Raw genomic sequence first — 15757 nt, 5'->3', positions numbered from 1 at the left:
GATCACCCGGCGGGAAGCCGAAATGAAAAAGGCCCGCCCACATTGCTGTGGGCGGGCCCTTGTGCAGGGACAGGCTGTTACTGCAGCTTGATCTCGACGTCGACGCCGGCCGGCAGGTCGAGCTTCATCAGCGCGTCCACGGTCTTGTCGGTCGGATCGACGATGTCCATCAGGCGCTGGTGCGTGCGGATCTCGAACTGGTCGCGGCTGGTCTTGTTGACGTGCGGCGAACGCAGGATGTCGAAACGCTTCATGCGGGTCGGCAGGGGCACGGGACCCTTGACGATCGCGCCGGTGCGCTTGGCGGTGTCGACGATCTCGGCTGCCGACTGGTCGATCAGCTTGTAGTCGAACGCCTTCAGGCGGATGCGGATTTTTTGCTTGGTAGCCATGGTGATTCCTTCGCTGCTTCGAATCAGATGTCGAGGATCTTCGCCACGACGCCCGAGCCCACGGTGCGGCCGCCTTCACGGATGGCGAAGCGCAGGCCTTCTTCCATCGCGATCGGGTTGATCAGCTTGACCGTGATCGACACGTTGTCGCCCGGCATGACCATTTCCTTGTCCTTCGGCAGCTCGATCGCGCCGGTGACGTCGGTCGTGCGGAAGTAGAACTGCGGACGGTAGTTGTTGAAGAACGGCGTGTGACGGCCGCCTTCGTCCTTCGACAGAACGTACACCTCGGCGGTGAAATGCGTGTGCGGCTTGATCGAGCCCGGCTTGCACAGGACTTGGCCACGCTCGACTTCTTCGCGCTTCGTGCCGCGCAGCAGCACGCCCACGTTGTCGCCCGCTTGACCCTGGTCCAGCAGCTTGCGGAACATTTCCACGCCGGTGCAAGTGGTCTTGACCGTCGGGCGGATGCCCACGATTTCGATTTCTTCACCGACCTTGATCACGCCGCGTTCGACCGCGCCCGTCACCACCGTGCCGCGACCCGAGATCGAGAACACGTCTTCGACCGGCATCAGGAAGGTACCGTCCACGGCGCGCTCGGGCGTCGGGATGTAGGTGTCCAGCGCTTCGGCCAGCTTCATGATGGCGCCTTCGCCCAGCTCGCCCTTGTCGCCTTCCAGCGCCAGCTTGGCCGAGCCATGGATGATCGGGGTGTCGTCGCCAGGGAACTCGTACTTGTCAAGGAGTTCGCGAACTTCCATCTCGACCAGCTCCAGCAGTTCCTTGTCGTCGACCATGTCGCACTTGTTCAGGAACACGATGATGTAGCCCACGCCCACCTGGCGCGCCAGCAGGATGTGCTCGCGGGTCTGGGGCATCGGGCCGTCGGCAGCCGAGCACACCAGGATCGCGCCGTCCATCTGGGCGGCGCCGGTGATCATGTTCTTCACATAGTCGGCGTGGCCCGGGCAGTCGACGTGCGCGTAGTGGCGGTTGGCCGTTTCGTATTCGACGTGCGCGGTGTTGATCGTGATGCCGCGTGCCTTTTCTTCAGGAGCCGCGTCGATCTGGTCGTAGGCCTTCGCTTCGCCGCCGAACTTGGCCGACAGCACGGTGGCGATCGCCGCCGTCAGCGTCGTCTTGCCATGGTCCACGTGACCGATCGTGCCCACGTTGACGTGCGGCTTCGTGCGGGTGAATTTTCCTTTTGCCATTTTCTATCCTTGAAAGAGCAGTGCCCGTGTGGGGTTTAACGTCTGCACCCTGTTGCTGGTTCTTCCGCCACGGGCAGCGGAAGGCACAAGGTCGCAGACGGCGGGGCGAGCCCCTGATGAATTACTTCGAGCGCGACGCCACGATGGCTTCGGCCACGTTGCGCGGTGCTTCGGAGTAGTGCTTGAATTCCATCGTGTACGTGGCGCGGCCTTGCGTGGCCGAGCGCAGCGTGGTCGAGTAGCCGAACATTTCCGACAGCGGGACTTCAGCCTTGATGAGCTTGCCGCCGCCGATCATGTCGTCCATGCCCTGCACCATGCCGCGACGCGACGAGAGGTCGCCCATCACGTTGCCGGCGTAGTCTTCTGGCGTTTCGACTTCCACGGCCATCATCGGCTCGAGGATGACCGGCGAAGCCTTGCGGGCGCCTTCCTTGAAACCGAAGATCGCGGCCATCTTGAAGGCCATTTCGTTCGAGTCCACGTCGTGGTACGAACCGAAATGCAGGGTGACCTTGACGTCGACGACCGGGTAGCCGGCCAGCACGCCTTGGGTCAGCGCTTCGATCACGCCCTTCTCGACCGCCGGGATGTACTCGCGCGGCACCACGCCGCCCTTGATCGCGTCGACGAACTCGAAGCCCTTGCCGGCTTCGTTCGGCTCGAGCTTGAGCACCACGTGGCCGTACTGACCCTTGCCGCCCGACTGGCGAACGAACTTGCCTTCGGCATCTTCGACCGTCTTGCGGATGGTTTCGCGGTAGGCCACCTGCGGCTTGCCGACGTTGGCTTCGACGCCGAACTCGCGCTTCATGCGGTCGACGATGATTTCGAGGTGAAGCTCGCCCATGCCGGAGATGATGGTCTGGCCGGATTCTTCGTCCGAACGAACGCGGAACGACGGATCTTCGGAGGCCAGGCGCTGCAGCGCGATGCCCATCTTTTCCTGGTCGGCCTTGGTCTTCGGCTCGACGGCCTGCGAGATCACGGGCTCGGGGAATTCCATGCGCTCGAGCGTGATGATGGCGTCGGGGTCGCACAGCGTTTCGCCGGTCGTGACGTCCTTCAGGCCCACGCACGCGGCGATGTCGCCGGCGCGGATTTCATCGATTTCAAGGCGTTCGTTGGCGTGCATCTGCACGATACGGCCGATGCGTTCCTTCTTGCCCTTGACCGGGTTGTAGACGGTGTCGCCCTTGCTCAGAACGCCCGAATAGACGCGCACGAAGGTCAGCTGGCCGACATAGGGGTCGGTCATGAGCTTGAATGCCAGCGCCGAGAACTTTTCCTCGTCGGTCGGCTTGCGGCTGGTTTCCTTTTCGTCGTCGTCGGTGCCTTCGACCGGCGGGATGTCCATCGGCGAGGGCATCAGCTCGATCACGGCGTCGAGCATGCGCTGCACGCCCTTGTTCTTGAACGCGCTGCCGCACATCATCGGCTGGATCTCGCCGGCGATCGTGCGGGTGCGCAGGCCGAGCGTGATCTCGGCTTCGGAGAGGTCGCCCTCTTCGAGGTACTTGTTCATGAGCTCTTCCGACGCTTCGGCGGCGCTCTCGACCATCTTCTCGCGCCATTCCTTGGCGGACTCGAGCAGTTCGGCCGGGATTTCGCGGTAGTCGAACTTCATGCCTTGCGAGGCTTCATCCCAGTAGATGGCCTTCATCTTGCGGAGGTCGACCACGCCCTGGAACTTGTCTTCGGCACCGATCGGGATCACGATCGGCACGGGGTTGGCCTTCAGGCGGTCGACCATCATCTGGCGCACGCGGAAGAAGTTGGCGCCGACGCGGTCCATCTTGTTGACGAACGCGAGACGGGGCACCTGGTACTTGTTGGCCTGGCGCCAGACGGTTTCGGACTGGGGCTGCACGCCGCCGACCGAGTCGTACACCATCACGGCGCCGTCGAGCACGCGCATCGAGCGCTCGACTTCAATCGTGAAGTCCACGTGGCCCGGGGTGTCGATGATGTTGATGCGGTGCTCGGGCATCGAGTGGTCCATGCCCTTCCAGAAGCAGGTCACGGCCGCCGAGGTGATCGTGATGCCGCGCTCTTGTTCCTGCTCCATCCAGTCGGTGGTCGCGGCGCCGTCATGCACCTCGCCCAGCTTGTGGGTCACGCCGGTGTAGAACAGGATGCGTTCGGTGGTGGTCGTTTTGCCGGCGTCGATGTGCGCCGAGATACCGATGTTGCGGTAGCGCTCGATGGGGGTCTTGCGTGCCATGAAATTTACTCCGTTAACGGATGAAAGCCCGCCCACCGCTCTCGGTGGGTCGGGCTTCCAGCCTGTCTGATTTGGGGGGACGAGCTCTTAGAAGCGGAAGTGGCTGAAGGCCTTGTTGGCTTCGGCCATGCGATGCACTTCATCGCGCTTCTTCATGGCGCCGCCACGGCCTTCCGTGGCTTCCATGAGTTCGTTGGCCAGACGCAGGGCCATCGACTTTTCGCCGCGCTTGCGGGCGGCTTCCTTGATCCAGCGCATCGACAGCGCCAGACGACGGACCGGGCGCACTTCGACCGGAACCTGGTAGTTCGCACCGCCGACGCGGCGCGACTTCACTTCGACCATCGGCTTCACGTTGTTGATGGCGATGGTGAAAGCTTCCAGCGGGTCCTTGCCCGGGTTCTTCTTCTCGATCTGGTCGAGCGCACCGTAGATGATGCGCTCGGCGATCGCCTTCTTGCCGCCTTCCATGATCACGTTCATGAACTTCGACAGCTCGACATTGCCGTACTTGGGATCCGGCAGGATTTCACGTTTGGGGACTTCGCGACGACGTGGCATGTTACTAACCTCTTTGCTTCAGTTGGCGCCTTTGCAGGCACCGCGAGAGCCAACAAGAACTCTCACTTACTCGACCCAATATCGGGTCACTTCGTTCGATGCGCCGGCCAGGGCACTCGAACACCGCTGAATGAAATACAGAAGGGCTTAAGCCTTCTTGGGGCACAGAAGGCTTAAGCCTTCTTGGGGCGCTTCGCGCCGTACTTGGAACGCGACTGCTTGCGGTCTTTCACGCCTTGCAAGTCGAGCGAACCGCGCACGATGTGGTAGCGAACACCGGGCAAGTCCTTGACACGACCGCCGCGAACCAGCACGACGCTGTGTTCCTGCAGGTTGTGGCCTTCGCCGCCGATGTAGGAAATGACTTCGAAGCCGTTGGTCAGGCGCACCTTGGCGACCTTGCGCAGCGCCGAATTCGGCTTTTTCGGGGTCGTGGTGTAGACCCGGGTGCAGACACCGCGACGTTGCGGCGAGTTCTGCATGGCAGGGCTCTTCGAATTGATCTTTTCGACCGTCCGACCCTGACGCACCAGTTGATTGATGGTTGGCATGAATGAATAAGTCCCAAAACTGCCCCGAAGGCCCTAGGCGTGAACCGGCCGGACGGGGAAACGACCAAGAACTGGTCGAAAACGTGAATCCCTTCGGAATTTCCGAAAAGCCCACGAGTATACAACACCCGTTGCCAGGTTGGGCTAACTTTGTGTAGCCGAGCCCGGCACTACTTGATCCAGAGCCGGACGGCGTCCCAGGCCCGCCCCAGGACGCCGGCTTGCTGGACCGCATCCAGTGCCACCAGCGGCACTTCGGCCACCGGCTCGTCGCCGAGCGTGACCTTCAGGGAGCCGACCGGCTGGAACTTGGTGAAGGGCGCGACCAGCGGATCGGGGCGCACCACCTGGGTCTTGATCTTGGCTGCCGCGCCGGCCGGCACGGCGACCACGATCGCGTCGGGACGGCCCAGCTTGACAGTGTTCTGATTGCCCTTCCAGACGGCGGGCGTCGCCACGGCCTGGTTGGCCTCGAACAGGCGGACCGCGTCGAAGGCGGTGTAGCCCCAGTTCAGCAGCTTCTGCGACTCGTTGGCGCGCGCGTTCTCGCTGGCCGTGCCCAGCACGATCGACAGCAGGCGGCGGCCGCCCGTCAGGTTCGGGAAGTCACGCTTGGCGGTCGCGACCATGCCGTAGCCGGCCGCCGGCGTATGGCCGGTCTTGAGGCCATCGACCGTCGGGTCGCGGAACAGCAGCAGGTTGCGATTGGTCTCGTTGGTCGAGGGCGTGCCCGGCAAGCGGTACTTCTTGATCGCGTAGTAGTGCAGGTACTCGGGGAAGTCGCGCATCAGGCGGGTCGCCAGGATGCCCAGGTCGCGCGCGGTGGTGGTGTGGCCCGGCTCGGTCAGGCCTTCGGGGTTCTTGTAGGTCGTGTTCTTCATGCCGAGGGCCTTGGCCTGCTCGTTCATGAGTTCGACGAAGTGCTCGACCGTGCCGCCCACGCCTTCGGCCAGCGCCACCGTGGCGTCGTTGCCCGACTGCACGATCACGCCCTTGAGCAGGTCCTCGACCGGGACCTGCATCTTCGGGTCGATGAACATCCGTGCGCCGGGCATCTTCCAGGCCCGCGCACTGACCGGCAGGGTCTGCGTCAGGGTGATCTTTTGGGCCCGCAGCGCGTCGAATACCAGGTAGGCCGTCATCAGCTTGGTCAGCGAGGCCGGCTCGACGGCGGCGTCGATGTCCTTCTGGGCCAGCGTCTGGTTGGCCGTGACATCCAGCAACAGGAAGCTGCGGGCCGCCACCTCGGGCGGCGTCGGCACCTGGGCCCCGGCGGCAAGACACGAAAATGCGGCAGCAGCCACTGCGAAGGCGCGCAGCGCTTCAACGAAACGATTCATGGGGAAGAAGACTAGCCCGCGCGCAGGTGGCGGACGACCAGATTCTTGAGCAGCGGCAATTGTCCGTGAAAGAAATGGCCGCCCCCGGGAACGACTGTGACAGGAAGTGACTGCGGCCGCGCCCAGTCCATGACGGCGGCCAGCGGCACCGTGTCGTCCTGCTCGCCGTGCACCACGAGCGCGCGCTCGTGGGCCGCGGGCGGCAAGCTCGCCACCGAGAAGCGGGAGGCCGCCGTTCCGACCAGCACCACCTGGCGGATGTCGCGCGCCGCCCAGAGCTTGTCGACGGCGCAGCTGGCGACGAAGGCGCCGAACGAAAAGCCGGCGATCGCCAGCGGCCCCTCGGGTGCCAGCTGCGCGACCACCTCACGCATGTCGTCGCATTCGCCGCGGCCTTCGTCGTGCACGCCGTCGCTGGCGCCGACGCCGCGGAAATTGAAGCGGACCGCGGTCCAGCCGCAGCCGACGAAGGCGCGCGCCAGGGTCTGCACGACCTTGTTGTCCATGGTGCCGCCGAACAGCGGATGCGGATGGGCGATCACTGCGACGCCCAGCGCCGGCGCAGCGTCGGCCGCACGGTCGCGCAGCACCTCGATGGCGCCGGCGGCGCCCTGGATCCGGAGCTTCTCGGTCTGCGAATTCATGGCCGGCCGCCCCTCAGCGCCCAACGTCGGGCGCGAGCAGCAGCCGCTCGACCACTTCGCCGTTCTTCAGGTGCGACTCGACGATCTCGTCGATGTCGTCGGCATCGACGAAGGTGTACCAGACCGCCTCGGGATAGACCACCGCGACCGGGCCGCCCGCGCAGCGGTCCAGGCAGCCGGACTTGTTGACGCGGACCTTGCCCGGCCCGGCCAGGCCGGCCTCCCTGACGCGCGATTTGCAGCGGTCGAAGCCGGCCTGCGCCTCGTGCTTGGAGCAGGAGTCCTCGTCGCCCTTGCGTTCGTTCAGGCAGAAGAAGATGTGGCGGCCGTAATAACCCGTCGGCGGGGGCGTGCTGGAACTCGACATCGTCCGATTCTATGGAGCCGGCGCCCCCGGCGCGCGACGCGAGAGAACGGCCAGCACGTAAGCGAGGGTTGCAAACGGCCAGAGCCATCCCACCCACTGCGCCAGCCCGTGGAAGCGGATGAACCGCCCCTGCTCCCAGGTCGCCAGCGTCTGGGCGAAATAGGCGCTCTCGGGCGCCTGATTCAGCAGGCTCAGGTGCACCACCAGCGCGATCAGCAGCAGGGCCGCGCAAAGCCGCCGCGGCGCGCCGAGCAGCAGCACGCCGACGATCAGCGCCGCCGCGATCCCGACCTGGACCGGCAGGCTCAGCCAGGCCCAGGCGTGCGGGGGGCCGTAGCTGAGGGCCGCCGACAGCGCCGAGGCCGCCACCCCGGCCAGCAGGATCGAGGGCAGCAGGATCGCCCGCCGGGCGACCGAGCGCGTGATCAGGAAGCCGAGCAGACAGGGCACCAGCGCGCCCAGCATGACGCACAGCAGTTCGACCCCCGGCACCAGCGGCTCGAGTTCGAACTGGCGCACCGGCATCCAGTCGATGAAGGGCGTGTCGACCAGCCAGTCGGCGATGGCGGCTTCGAGCCGCTCGAACACCTGGCCCAGGCCGAAGCTGACCGCGGCCGGAAAGAGCAGCGCGACCGGCCACAGGGCCAGCAGCACCAGGCCGCCGCGCGAATCCTCGAAGAACCAGTTGGATCGGGTCCGCTGCCAGTGCGCCACGGCGCCGAGGCGCTCGAGCGCCGCCGCCGTCACCGCGCCGGCCAGGGCGCCGGCGATGTTGAGCCCGAGGTCGACGTTGGACGGAATGCGCGCCGGCAGGTAGCTCTGCAGCGTCTCCATGGCGAACGAGATCGCCGCCCCGACCGCGGTGGCCCGCAGCACCGCGCCGACGGCGCCGGTGCCCGGCCGGTTGCGGATCACCGCGATCGCGGCCAGGAAGCCCAGCGGCATGTAGCCGACGACATTGATGCCTAAGTCGAAGGCGGTCCAGTACTTGGGCCAGGGCGCCGCCAGGTAGGCCCAGGGCGCGATGCCCTGGTCGCGCCAGTCGGCGAACGGGTAGAGGCTGGCGTAGACGATCAGCGCCGCATAGGCCAGCGCCAGGGGCAAGGCGACGGACTTGTGCTGCGTGGCCACCGCACTCAGAACGGCTTGACGACCACCAGGATCACGATCGCCAGCAGCAGCAGCACCGGCAGTTCGTTGAACCAGCGGTAGAAGCGGTGGCTGCGGCGATCGGTGCCGGCGACGAAGCGGCGCAGCAGCACGCCGCAGCCATGGTGGTAGCCGAGTACCACGACCACCAGGGCCAGCTTGGCATGCATCCATCCGTTGCCCGGTCCGCGCCCGATGCCGTAGCCAAGCCAGAGCCAGAGGCCGAACCCGAGCGCCGGCAGCGCCAGGAAGGTGGTGAAGCGAAACAGCTTGCGTGCCATCAGCAGCAGGCGGCTGCGCTCGGCGACCGATTCGGGCGCCACCAGCGCCAGGTTGACGAAGATGCGCGGCAGGTAGAACAGCCCGGCGAACCAGCTGGCGATGAAGACGATGTGCAGCGATTTGACCCAGAGCATGGCGGCAGTTTAGTGGCCGCGCGGTCGCGGCCGTCCGCTGGCGGACGCGCAAAAAAAAGCCCGACGTCAGAACGTCGGGCTTGGGAAGCCCTTTTGCTGTCACACATCAAGGCACCCGCTCAGGGAGGAAAAGCGGGGGGCAGCAAGCCGCCCAAGACAGAATTTAACAAAGGCAAAACAACCTATCAAGCAAGGATTGCCATTTTTTTGAACTTATGGCTGAAATCCTTAGTACAAACAGACTCGTTCTTGACTGGTTATAAACAGAAACGGACAGCAGCCCCCTCCAATGCGCCCTATTCCGGAAACGGCACGCGCTTGGGGCACAATTTTCGCCATGACCCTCCTTGCCCCTTTCCCCGCGGGTCGCCCCCGCCGACTCCGCCGGGACGCCTTCACGCGCAACCTGGTGCGTGAGCATTCGCTCTCTTCCCATGACCTGATCTATCCGGTCTTCGTCCAGGAGGGTGAGAAGCGGCGCGACGCGGTCGCCTCGATGCCGGGCGTCGAGCGCCTGAGCCTCGACCTGCTGCTGCCGGTCGCCGAGCAGTGCGTGGCACTCGGGATTCCGGTCATGGCCCTGTTCCCGGTGATCGATTCCGGGCTCAAGACACCGGCCGGCGACGAAGCCTTCAATCCCGATGGCCTGATCCCGCGCGTCGTCGCCGCGCTCAAGTCGCGCTTTCCGGAACTGGGCGTGATGACCGACGTGGCGCTGGACCCCTACACCAGCCACGGCCAGGACGGGCTGCTCGACGACAGCGGCTACATCCTCAACGACCCGACCGTCGAAGTGCTGGTCAAGCAGGCGCTCGCGCAATCGCGCGCCGGCGTCGACATCGTGGCGCCGAGCGACATGATGGACGGCCGGATCGGCGCCATCCGCACCGCGCTCGAGGCGCGCGGCGACGTCCACACGCGGATCATGGCCTACAGCGCCAAGTTCGCGAGCGCCTTCTACGGCCCGTTCCGCGACGCCGTCGGCTCGGCCGCCAACCTCGGCAAGAGCAACAAGAAGGTCTACCAGATGGACCCCGGCAACAGCGACGAAGCGCTGCGCGAGGTCGCGATCGACATCGCCGAGGGCGCCGACATGGTGATGGTGAAGCCCGGCATGCCCTACCTGGACATCGTGCGCCGGGTGAAGGACGAGTTCCGCGTGCCGACCTTCGCCTACCAGGTCAGCGGCGAGTACGCGATGCTGAAGGCGGCGGCGCAGAATGGCTGGCTGGACCATGACGCGGTGATGCTCGAAAGCCTGCTGGCCTTCAAGCGCGCCGGCGCCGACGGCGTCCTCACCTATTTCGCGCTGGACGCTGCCAGGCTGCTCAAAAAGTCCTGAGACCGGCCGCTTTCATGCGCATCTTCAAGATCGACGGCACCCAGGTCACCGAGCACGACGCCCTGGCCCCGATGGCCGCGCCCGGCGCCTGCGAGCGGGGCTACCTGTGGCTGTCGCTGACGCGCGAGGAGTTCCAGGCCTCGCTGCCGCAGGTGCAGGAGGTGCTGCAGTCGCTGTGCGGCACCCTGCTGCTCGACCTGCACGTGAGCGACCTGGTGAACGACCAGCTGCCCTCGCGCTTCGACTACACCTCGCAGTACGACCTGATGGTGTTCCGCCGGCTGGCGGCCGCCAATGGCAAGGAGCCGGCGCCGAAGGCCGACGCCTCCCCGCGGGGCGGTCCGCCCGTGCTGCGCCGGGTCGACACGCGGCCGGTGGGCTTCGCGGTGTTCGACCGGGTGCTGCTGTCGGTGCACCCCGAGGACGGCTCCGTGCGCGACACCTTCGCCGCCAAGCTGCTGGCGGCAGCGGCACCGGACGGCCGCGGCGCGGTCCCGGCGCTCGATGTCCGCGCCGTCTCGGCGCGCCTCCCTTCGGGGCCGGCCGACCTGATGCTGCGGGTGATCAACCAGATCGTCGACGCCTACCTCGACCTGCGGCGCGAACTGACCCGCCAGCTCGACCACTGGCAGGCCGAACTGATCGACCCGCACAGCCGCTTCACCAACTGGAGCGCGCTGATGGATTCACGCCAGTCGCTCTACCACCTGGACGAGATCTGCGAGGACCAGCGGGCGGCCATACAGGACTGGATCGACTCGCTCGAGACCCTGCCGGCGCCCGCCGGCGCCGGCGAGCAGCGCGAACGCGAGCTGATCATGGTGCGCAGCCGCGACGTGCTCGAACACATCGAGCGGGTGGTGCACCACGTGCGGCGCCTGGAGCAGAACGCCGAGACCGCGGTCCAGATGCATTTCAGCGTCCAGGGCCATCGCGCCAACGACATCATGCGGGTGCTGACCGTGCTGACCGCCGTCTTCCTGCCGCTCAACCTGATCGCCGGTATCTTCGGCATGAACTTCGAGTTCATCCCCCTGGTGCACAAGGCCGACGGCTTCTGGATCGCGATGGGTTCGATGGGCGCGATCGCGATCGCGCTGGTCCTGATCTTCTGGCGCAAGCGCTACCTGGCAAGAACCCGATAAGAGAACCACCGCAAAACGGAAAAAGCCCGGCGAAGCCCGGGCTTTGTTCGTGAAACACCGCGGAACCGGCTTCGCCGGGCCGCAGGTGTTGCCCCCGGCGAGGGGGCTGAGGAGCCGCGGCTCCAAGCCTGCCTGCGCAGGCTTGGACGGCTCCGAAGGGCCGCTGCGTCTGGCAGCGACTCGAGGCGGCTACACGCAGTGAGCCAACCTGGGGGAGTACTTACTTCCCCGCTTGAACGCGCGGCTCGGCCGTCTTGTTCATGGTCGAGATCACGCGGCTGTTGACGCGCGAGCCGGCGCTCACGTTCTGGTCGGGTGCGTTGGCGGTGGCAACGGCCTGGGCGCGCACGGCTTCCGTGTTGGCGACCGAGTTGAACGGTTCGGCGCCGCGCGAGCCGCGCACCACGTTCTGGTTCGGAGCGGCCGCGGTGCGGGCGGCTTCGGCGCTGACTTCGTCGCGGCTCTTGGCCGAAGCGCCGGCGTGCACGCCTTGGTAGGCTTCGGCGTGTGCGCCTGCGGCGGCGAGGAAGGACAGGGCGGCAGCGGCGAGGATGCGGGAGGTCTTCATTTCAAGTTCCTTGGGTTTCGTCGGATTTGTTTTCAAACCAGGCTCGCTGTCGCTGGCCTGTGCGGGCTAGTGTCCAGGCGAATCCCTAGGGGAAAACACCAGAAAAAGAGACACCGAGTTTCCTTATTCGAAACAATGAAGATTCCCCAGGCACCCAAGGAAAAAGCCGGCCCGCACTTTCGCGCGGCCGGCCCTTGGCAAGACAAGAATCGGATCAGAGGCCGGCTTGCTGCGTCACCGGGCGGGTGATGTTGTATTGCGACGGCACCACGCTGTTCACGAATGCCTTGCGGTCCAGGTTCTGGTTCGGCTCGTGCGCGGTGGCGACGGCTTGCGACTGGATCACGGCGCGGTCGGCCGATGCGGTGAGCGCCGGGGCGACGCGCGAAGACACGCCGTCGGCGTACGGGTTTTCGCTGCGAGCAGCGACCACGGCCTGGGCATTCACCTCGGCACGGCTGTTGGCCGACACCGGGGCTTGCACGCCCTGGTAGGTTTCGGCCTGGGCACCGGCGGCGGCCAGGATCGACAGGGCGGCGGCGGCGATGATCTTCGAGGTCTTCATTTCGATGTCTTTCATGGAGTGAGGAGAGCCTTGGCTCAGTGGGATAGAGTTTGCCTCGGATTTATAGGTAGAAACCCTATGAAATTGAATCAAGGTGTTCATCAAATCGAAACAATGGAGTGCCATGGACGGTCTCGAACTGCTCAAAACCTTTCGTGAGGTCGCCTTGCGCGGCAGCTTCTCGCGCGCTGCCACGTCGCTCGGGATGTCCAAGGCCAACGCCAGCAAGTACGTGGCGCAGCTGGAAACCCGCTTCGGTGTCCGGCTGCTGAATCGCTCGACGCGCTCGGTCAGCCTGACCGATGCCGGCCACCTGCTGCTCGAGCGCAGCAAGCCCCTGCTCGAAATGATCGAGCGCACCGAGTCCGAGCTGCAGGGCCACGCCGGCCACCCGCGCGGCCGGCTGCGGGTGACAGCGCCGCATGGGCTGGGCAGCAGCAGCTTTTCGGGACTGATCGGCGAGTTCATGGTCACCTACCCCGACGTGCACGTGAGCCTGCACCTGAGCAACCGGGTGATCGACCTGGTGGAGGAAGGCGTCGACATCGCCTTGCGGCTGGGCCGCATCCGCGACGAGAACGTGATCGTCCGCCGGCTGCGCCTGATGGACCTGGCGCTGTGTGCCACACCGGGCTACTGGGCCCGCCGCGGCATGCCGAAGAAGCCCGACGACATGCGCCGGCACGATGTCCTGACCTACTCGCTGGCCGCCGGCGGGCCGCAGCTGCCGTTCGAGGTCGACGGCCAGCCCTACAGCGTGCCGGTGACCAGCCGGATGGACGCCAACGACGCCGCGCCGCTGATCGGCGTCGCGCTGGCCGGGCTCGGCGCGATCTGCGTGCCGGTCATGATGGCGCAGTCGCACATCGAGCGTGGCGCGCTGGTGCCGGTGCTGAAGGATTTCATGCCGCGCGATCTCTGGCTGTACGCGGCCTATTCGCAGCGCCGCCACAACAGCGCCGCGCTGCGGGCGCTGCTGGATTTCCTCGAGGCCCGGGTGCGCGACCCCGAGCCGGTCACTTGATTCCGAACAGCCCCGCCGCGTTGCCCCAGGCGATGCGCTGCGCGACCTCGGACGGCAGGTCGCCGAGCCAGGTGCGGTAGCCGCGCATGATCTCGTCGTAGGCGCTCCAGCGCTGGTTGACCCAGGTGTCGGAACCGACCAGGAAGCGCTCCGGGTACTTCAGGATCAGCGCCCGCCATTCGGGGCACAGCGTGCCGCCGTCGCAGGTGAGGCCCGGCCGGTACGACAGCTCGCCCATCAGCAGCGGATAGCGCTCGAGCAGCGCCTGGACGCGCGCGACCGGCGGCCCGCCGATGCCGGTGTGGGCCCAGATCAGGCGCAGCGACCGGCCCCGGGACGGCGCGTTGGCCATCAGCAGGTCGATCGCCACGTCGTCCACGTGCGCCAGCACCGCCAACTGCCGCTGCTCGGCCAGCGCGATCAGCTTGCGGGCCACCGGCCCGTTGGCGTTGGCACTGTCGTAGAGATGGAATTCGCCCAGTCCACGGTAGGGTCCGCTCGCCGTGCCGCGGGCCAGTTCGGCCTGCACCATCTCGTAGATGCTGTCGTCGCGAAACCAGTTGTCGTAGTCGTCGCGGTGGCGGTAGAGCCGCACGAAGGGCACCACCGTCACGTCGGCGGCGCGCGTCTCGCGGGCGGCCGCGAGCGTCTGGGTGCCGGCGTTGGGGCGCGAGTTGGCGACGATCGCCCGAACGCCGTTGCGCTGCATCCGGGCCAGCGCTTCGGCCGGCGGATAAGGCCCGGCGTGGCCGTCCCAGGCTTCCTGGTTGTAGTGCAGGTGGGTGTCGAACAGTGGGCCGGCGTAGTCGGCCGCCCCTGCGCAAGGTGCCAGCAGCGCCGCCGCCAGGGCGAGCGTTGCGAAGCGAAGGCGCCCGCCAGCCACGGCCCGCGCGCCGCTCAGCCGAGGTGCTTGGCGAAGAAGGCCAGCGTGCGCTCCCTGGCGAGCTTGGCGGCCCCCGCATCGTAGGAACCGCGCTGGTCGCAGTTGAAGCCGTGGCCGCATTCGTAGACATGCACCTCGACCTCCGGATGCGCCTTCTTGAAGGCGTCGACGGTGTCGAGCGGAATCCAGTGGTCGTTGTTGCCGAAGTGGGCCAGCACCGGCACCTTGGGCTTGCGCGCCGTTTCCTCCGGGCTGGTCATGCCGCCGCCGTAGTAGGGCGCGGCCGCCGACAGGCCCGACACCTCGGCCGCCGCGCGCCAGGTCAGCAGCCCGCCCCAGCAGTAGCCGACGATGCCGACCTTGCCGGCCTTCGACGCATAGTCGACCGCCGCCTGCAGGTCCTGCAGCACGCCCGGTGCCGGCAGCGCCTCGACCGCGGTCTTGAGGCCGAAGCCGTTCTTCATGTCGTCCTCGGTGTAGCCCAGCTCGACGCCCTGCTGCACGCGGTGGAAGGTGGCCGGCGCGACCGCCAGGTAGCCTTCGGCCGCGTAGCCGTCGGCGACCGAGCGGATGTGCGAATTGACGCCGAAGATCTCCTGGACGACCACCACCGCGCCCTTGGGCTTGCCCGCCGGCTCGGCGACGTAGGCGGGAAAGGTGAAGCCGTCTTTGGCGGTGAGATCGATGAATTGACCCATGGTCATGCTCCTTGAGAGGTTGGTTGTTGTTTCAATGCGCGTTCGACGAAATCGAGCCGGTCCTGGCCCCAGAAGATCTCGCCGTCGATGACGTAGCTGGGGGCGCCGAAGACCTTGCAGTCGATGGCCTCCTGGGTGTATTCCTCGTAGCGCTCCTGCACCGCCTGGCTCTGCGCCTGGTCGACCCGGCGGGCGTCGAGCCCGCATTCTGCCGCCAGCGCCTCCAGCACTTTCGGGTCGGCGATGTTGCGCTCCTGGACCCAGACCGCGGCGAACACCGCGCCGCACAGCGACATGGCCCGCTCGGTGCCGTCGTGCACGTCGGTGGCGATGATGAGGCGGGCGGCGTCGTCGCTGGCCACCGGGAAGAACTTGGGCTTGGGGTTGAGCTCGATGTCGAGGTGCTTCGAGAAGCGCGCCAGGTCGACCAGCCGGTAGGCCTGCCGCTGCGGCGCCCGCTTGCCGAGCGGCAGGCCGCCCGAGACCGGGAACACGGAGCCGAAGTCGATCGGCCGGACGCGCACGGCGGCGCCGGCGGCCTTGGCGATGGCGGCGAAGCGCGCATGCCCGAGGTAGGTCCAGGGGCTGTGCGGCGTGAAGTAGTAGTCGATGGTGCGGCTCAAGAGCGTCTCCTCGATGATGTAATCCGACGCAGACGGTTTTAACTGACG

General features: G+C 66.4%; 18 protein-coding genes. 3 read left to right on the top strand and 15 right to left on the bottom strand.

From position 1 onward, the window contains the following. Positions 1–77 precede the first annotated feature (77 nt). From rpsJ to QTI68_RS12480, 10 genes are all read right to left on the bottom strand, one after another. Positions 78–392, bottom strand: a complete 315-nt coding sequence (rpsJ, locus tag QTI68_RS12525; RefSeq protein ID WP_028250951.1) for a 30S ribosomal protein S10 — start codon at positions 390–392, stop codon at positions 78–80. A 23-nt stretch (positions 393–415) separates the two neighbouring features. Then, on the bottom strand, positions 416–1609 hold the full coding sequence (gene tuf, locus QTI68_RS12520) for an elongation factor Tu (protein ID WP_093060175.1): 1194 nt from the start codon (positions 1607–1609) through the stop codon (positions 416–418). Positions 1610–1730: 121 nt separating this feature from the next. Further along, positions 1731–3833, bottom strand: a complete 2103-nt coding sequence (fusA, locus tag QTI68_RS12515) for an elongation factor G (RefSeq protein ID WP_286521859.1) — start codon at positions 3831–3833, stop codon at positions 1731–1733. Between the two features lie 87 nt (positions 3834–3920). After that, positions 3921–4394, bottom strand: a complete 474-nt coding sequence (rpsG, locus tag QTI68_RS12510; protein ID WP_286508375.1) for a 30S ribosomal protein S7 — start codon at positions 4392–4394, stop codon at positions 3921–3923. A gap of 173 nt (positions 4395–4567) precedes the next feature. Next, entirely contained in the window at positions 4568–4945 is a 378-nt protein-coding gene (rpsL, locus tag QTI68_RS12505; protein WP_013543948.1) for a 30S ribosomal protein S12, read from the bottom strand. A 170-nt stretch (positions 4946–5115) separates the two neighbouring features. Beyond that, positions 5116–6285 carry a D-alanyl-D-alanine carboxypeptidase family protein gene (locus QTI68_RS12500; protein ID WP_286521858.1) on the bottom strand — a complete coding sequence of 390 codons (1170 nt, stop codon included), beginning with the start codon at positions 6283–6285 and terminating at the stop codon, positions 5116–5118. A gap of 11 nt (positions 6286–6296) precedes the next feature. Then, positions 6297–6929 carry an alpha/beta hydrolase gene (locus QTI68_RS12495; protein ID WP_286521857.1) on the bottom strand — a complete coding sequence of 211 codons (633 nt, stop codon included), beginning with the start codon at positions 6927–6929 and terminating at the stop codon, positions 6297–6299. A 13-nt stretch (positions 6930–6942) separates the two neighbouring features. After that, positions 6943–7296 carry a (2Fe-2S) ferredoxin domain-containing protein gene (locus QTI68_RS12490; protein ID WP_286521856.1) on the bottom strand — a complete coding sequence of 118 codons (354 nt, stop codon included), beginning with the start codon at positions 7294–7296 and terminating at the stop codon, positions 6943–6945. Between the two features lie 9 nt (positions 7297–7305). Next, on the bottom strand, positions 7306–8427 hold the full coding sequence (locus QTI68_RS12485; RefSeq protein ID WP_286521855.1) for a VanZ family protein: 1122 nt from the start codon (positions 8425–8427) through the stop codon (positions 7306–7308). Between the two features lie 5 nt (positions 8428–8432). After that, entirely contained in the window at positions 8433–8861 is a 429-nt protein-coding gene (locus tag QTI68_RS12480; RefSeq protein WP_286521854.1) for a CopD family protein, read from the bottom strand. 337 nt (positions 8862–9198) lie between these two features. On the opposite strand from QTI68_RS12480, the gene hemB reads away from it, so the two are divergent. Together hemB and QTI68_RS12470 are read left to right on the top strand one after the other, a co-directional pair. Then, the gene (gene hemB, locus QTI68_RS12475; RefSeq protein WP_286521853.1) at positions 9199–10203 is read left to right on the top strand and encodes a porphobilinogen synthase; all 1005 of its coding nucleotides are present in this window, start codon (positions 9199–9201) and stop codon (positions 10201–10203) included. A 14-nt stretch (positions 10204–10217) separates the two neighbouring features. After that, positions 10218–11348 carry a magnesium transporter CorA family protein gene (locus tag QTI68_RS12470; RefSeq protein WP_286521852.1) on the top strand — a complete coding sequence of 377 codons (1131 nt, stop codon included), beginning with the start codon at positions 10218–10220 and terminating at the stop codon, positions 11346–11348. A 220-nt stretch (positions 11349–11568) separates the two neighbouring features. Here QTI68_RS12470 and QTI68_RS12465 read toward each other — a convergent pair whose 3' ends face one another. Together QTI68_RS12465 and QTI68_RS12460 are read right to left on the bottom strand one after the other, a co-directional pair. After that, entirely contained in the window at positions 11569–11916 is a 348-nt protein-coding gene (locus QTI68_RS12465) for a DUF4148 domain-containing protein (protein ID WP_286521851.1), read from the bottom strand. A 214-nt stretch (positions 11917–12130) separates the two neighbouring features. Beyond that, complete coding sequence (locus tag QTI68_RS12460) at positions 12131–12481, bottom strand: alpha/beta hydrolase (protein ID WP_286522270.1); 351 nt, start codon at positions 12479–12481, stop codon at positions 12131–12133. 124 nt (positions 12482–12605) lie between these two features. On the opposite strand from QTI68_RS12460, the gene QTI68_RS12455 reads away from it, so the two are divergent. Continuing rightward, on the top strand, positions 12606–13505 hold the full coding sequence (locus QTI68_RS12455; RefSeq protein ID WP_286521850.1) for a LysR family transcriptional regulator: 900 nt from the start codon (positions 12606–12608) through the stop codon (positions 13503–13505). Here QTI68_RS12455 and QTI68_RS12450 read toward each other — a convergent pair. The 3 genes from QTI68_RS12450 to QTI68_RS12440 are packed head-to-tail and all read right to left on the bottom strand — an operon-like array spanning position 13498 to position 15709. Then, positions 13498–14352 (bottom strand): amidohydrolase family protein, encoded by an 855-nt coding sequence (locus QTI68_RS12450; protein ID WP_503011677.1) that lies wholly within the window; start codon positions 14350–14352, stop codon positions 13498–13500. The two genes, QTI68_RS12455 and QTI68_RS12450, sit on opposite strands and share 8 nt — an antisense overlap. Positions 14353–14402: 50 nt before the next feature. Beyond that, entirely contained in the window at positions 14403–15086 is a 684-nt protein-coding gene (locus tag QTI68_RS12445) for a dienelactone hydrolase family protein (RefSeq protein WP_286521849.1), read from the bottom strand. Between the two features lie 2 nt (positions 15087–15088). Beyond that, the gene (locus QTI68_RS12440; protein WP_286521848.1) at positions 15089–15709 is read right to left on the bottom strand and encodes a 2-hydroxychromene-2-carboxylate isomerase; all 621 of its coding nucleotides are present in this window, start codon (positions 15707–15709) and stop codon (positions 15089–15091) included. Positions 15710–15757 lie beyond the last annotated feature (48 nt).

The sequence above is a fragment of the Variovorax sp. J31P207 genome (assembly GCF_030316965.1).
Classification (GTDB): Bacteria; Pseudomonadota; Gammaproteobacteria; order Burkholderiales; family Burkholderiaceae_C; genus Variovorax; species Variovorax ginsengisoli_B.
The sequence above is the reverse complement of the archived record's forward strand: the minus strand, read 5'-3'. Positions and strand labels throughout refer to the sequence as shown.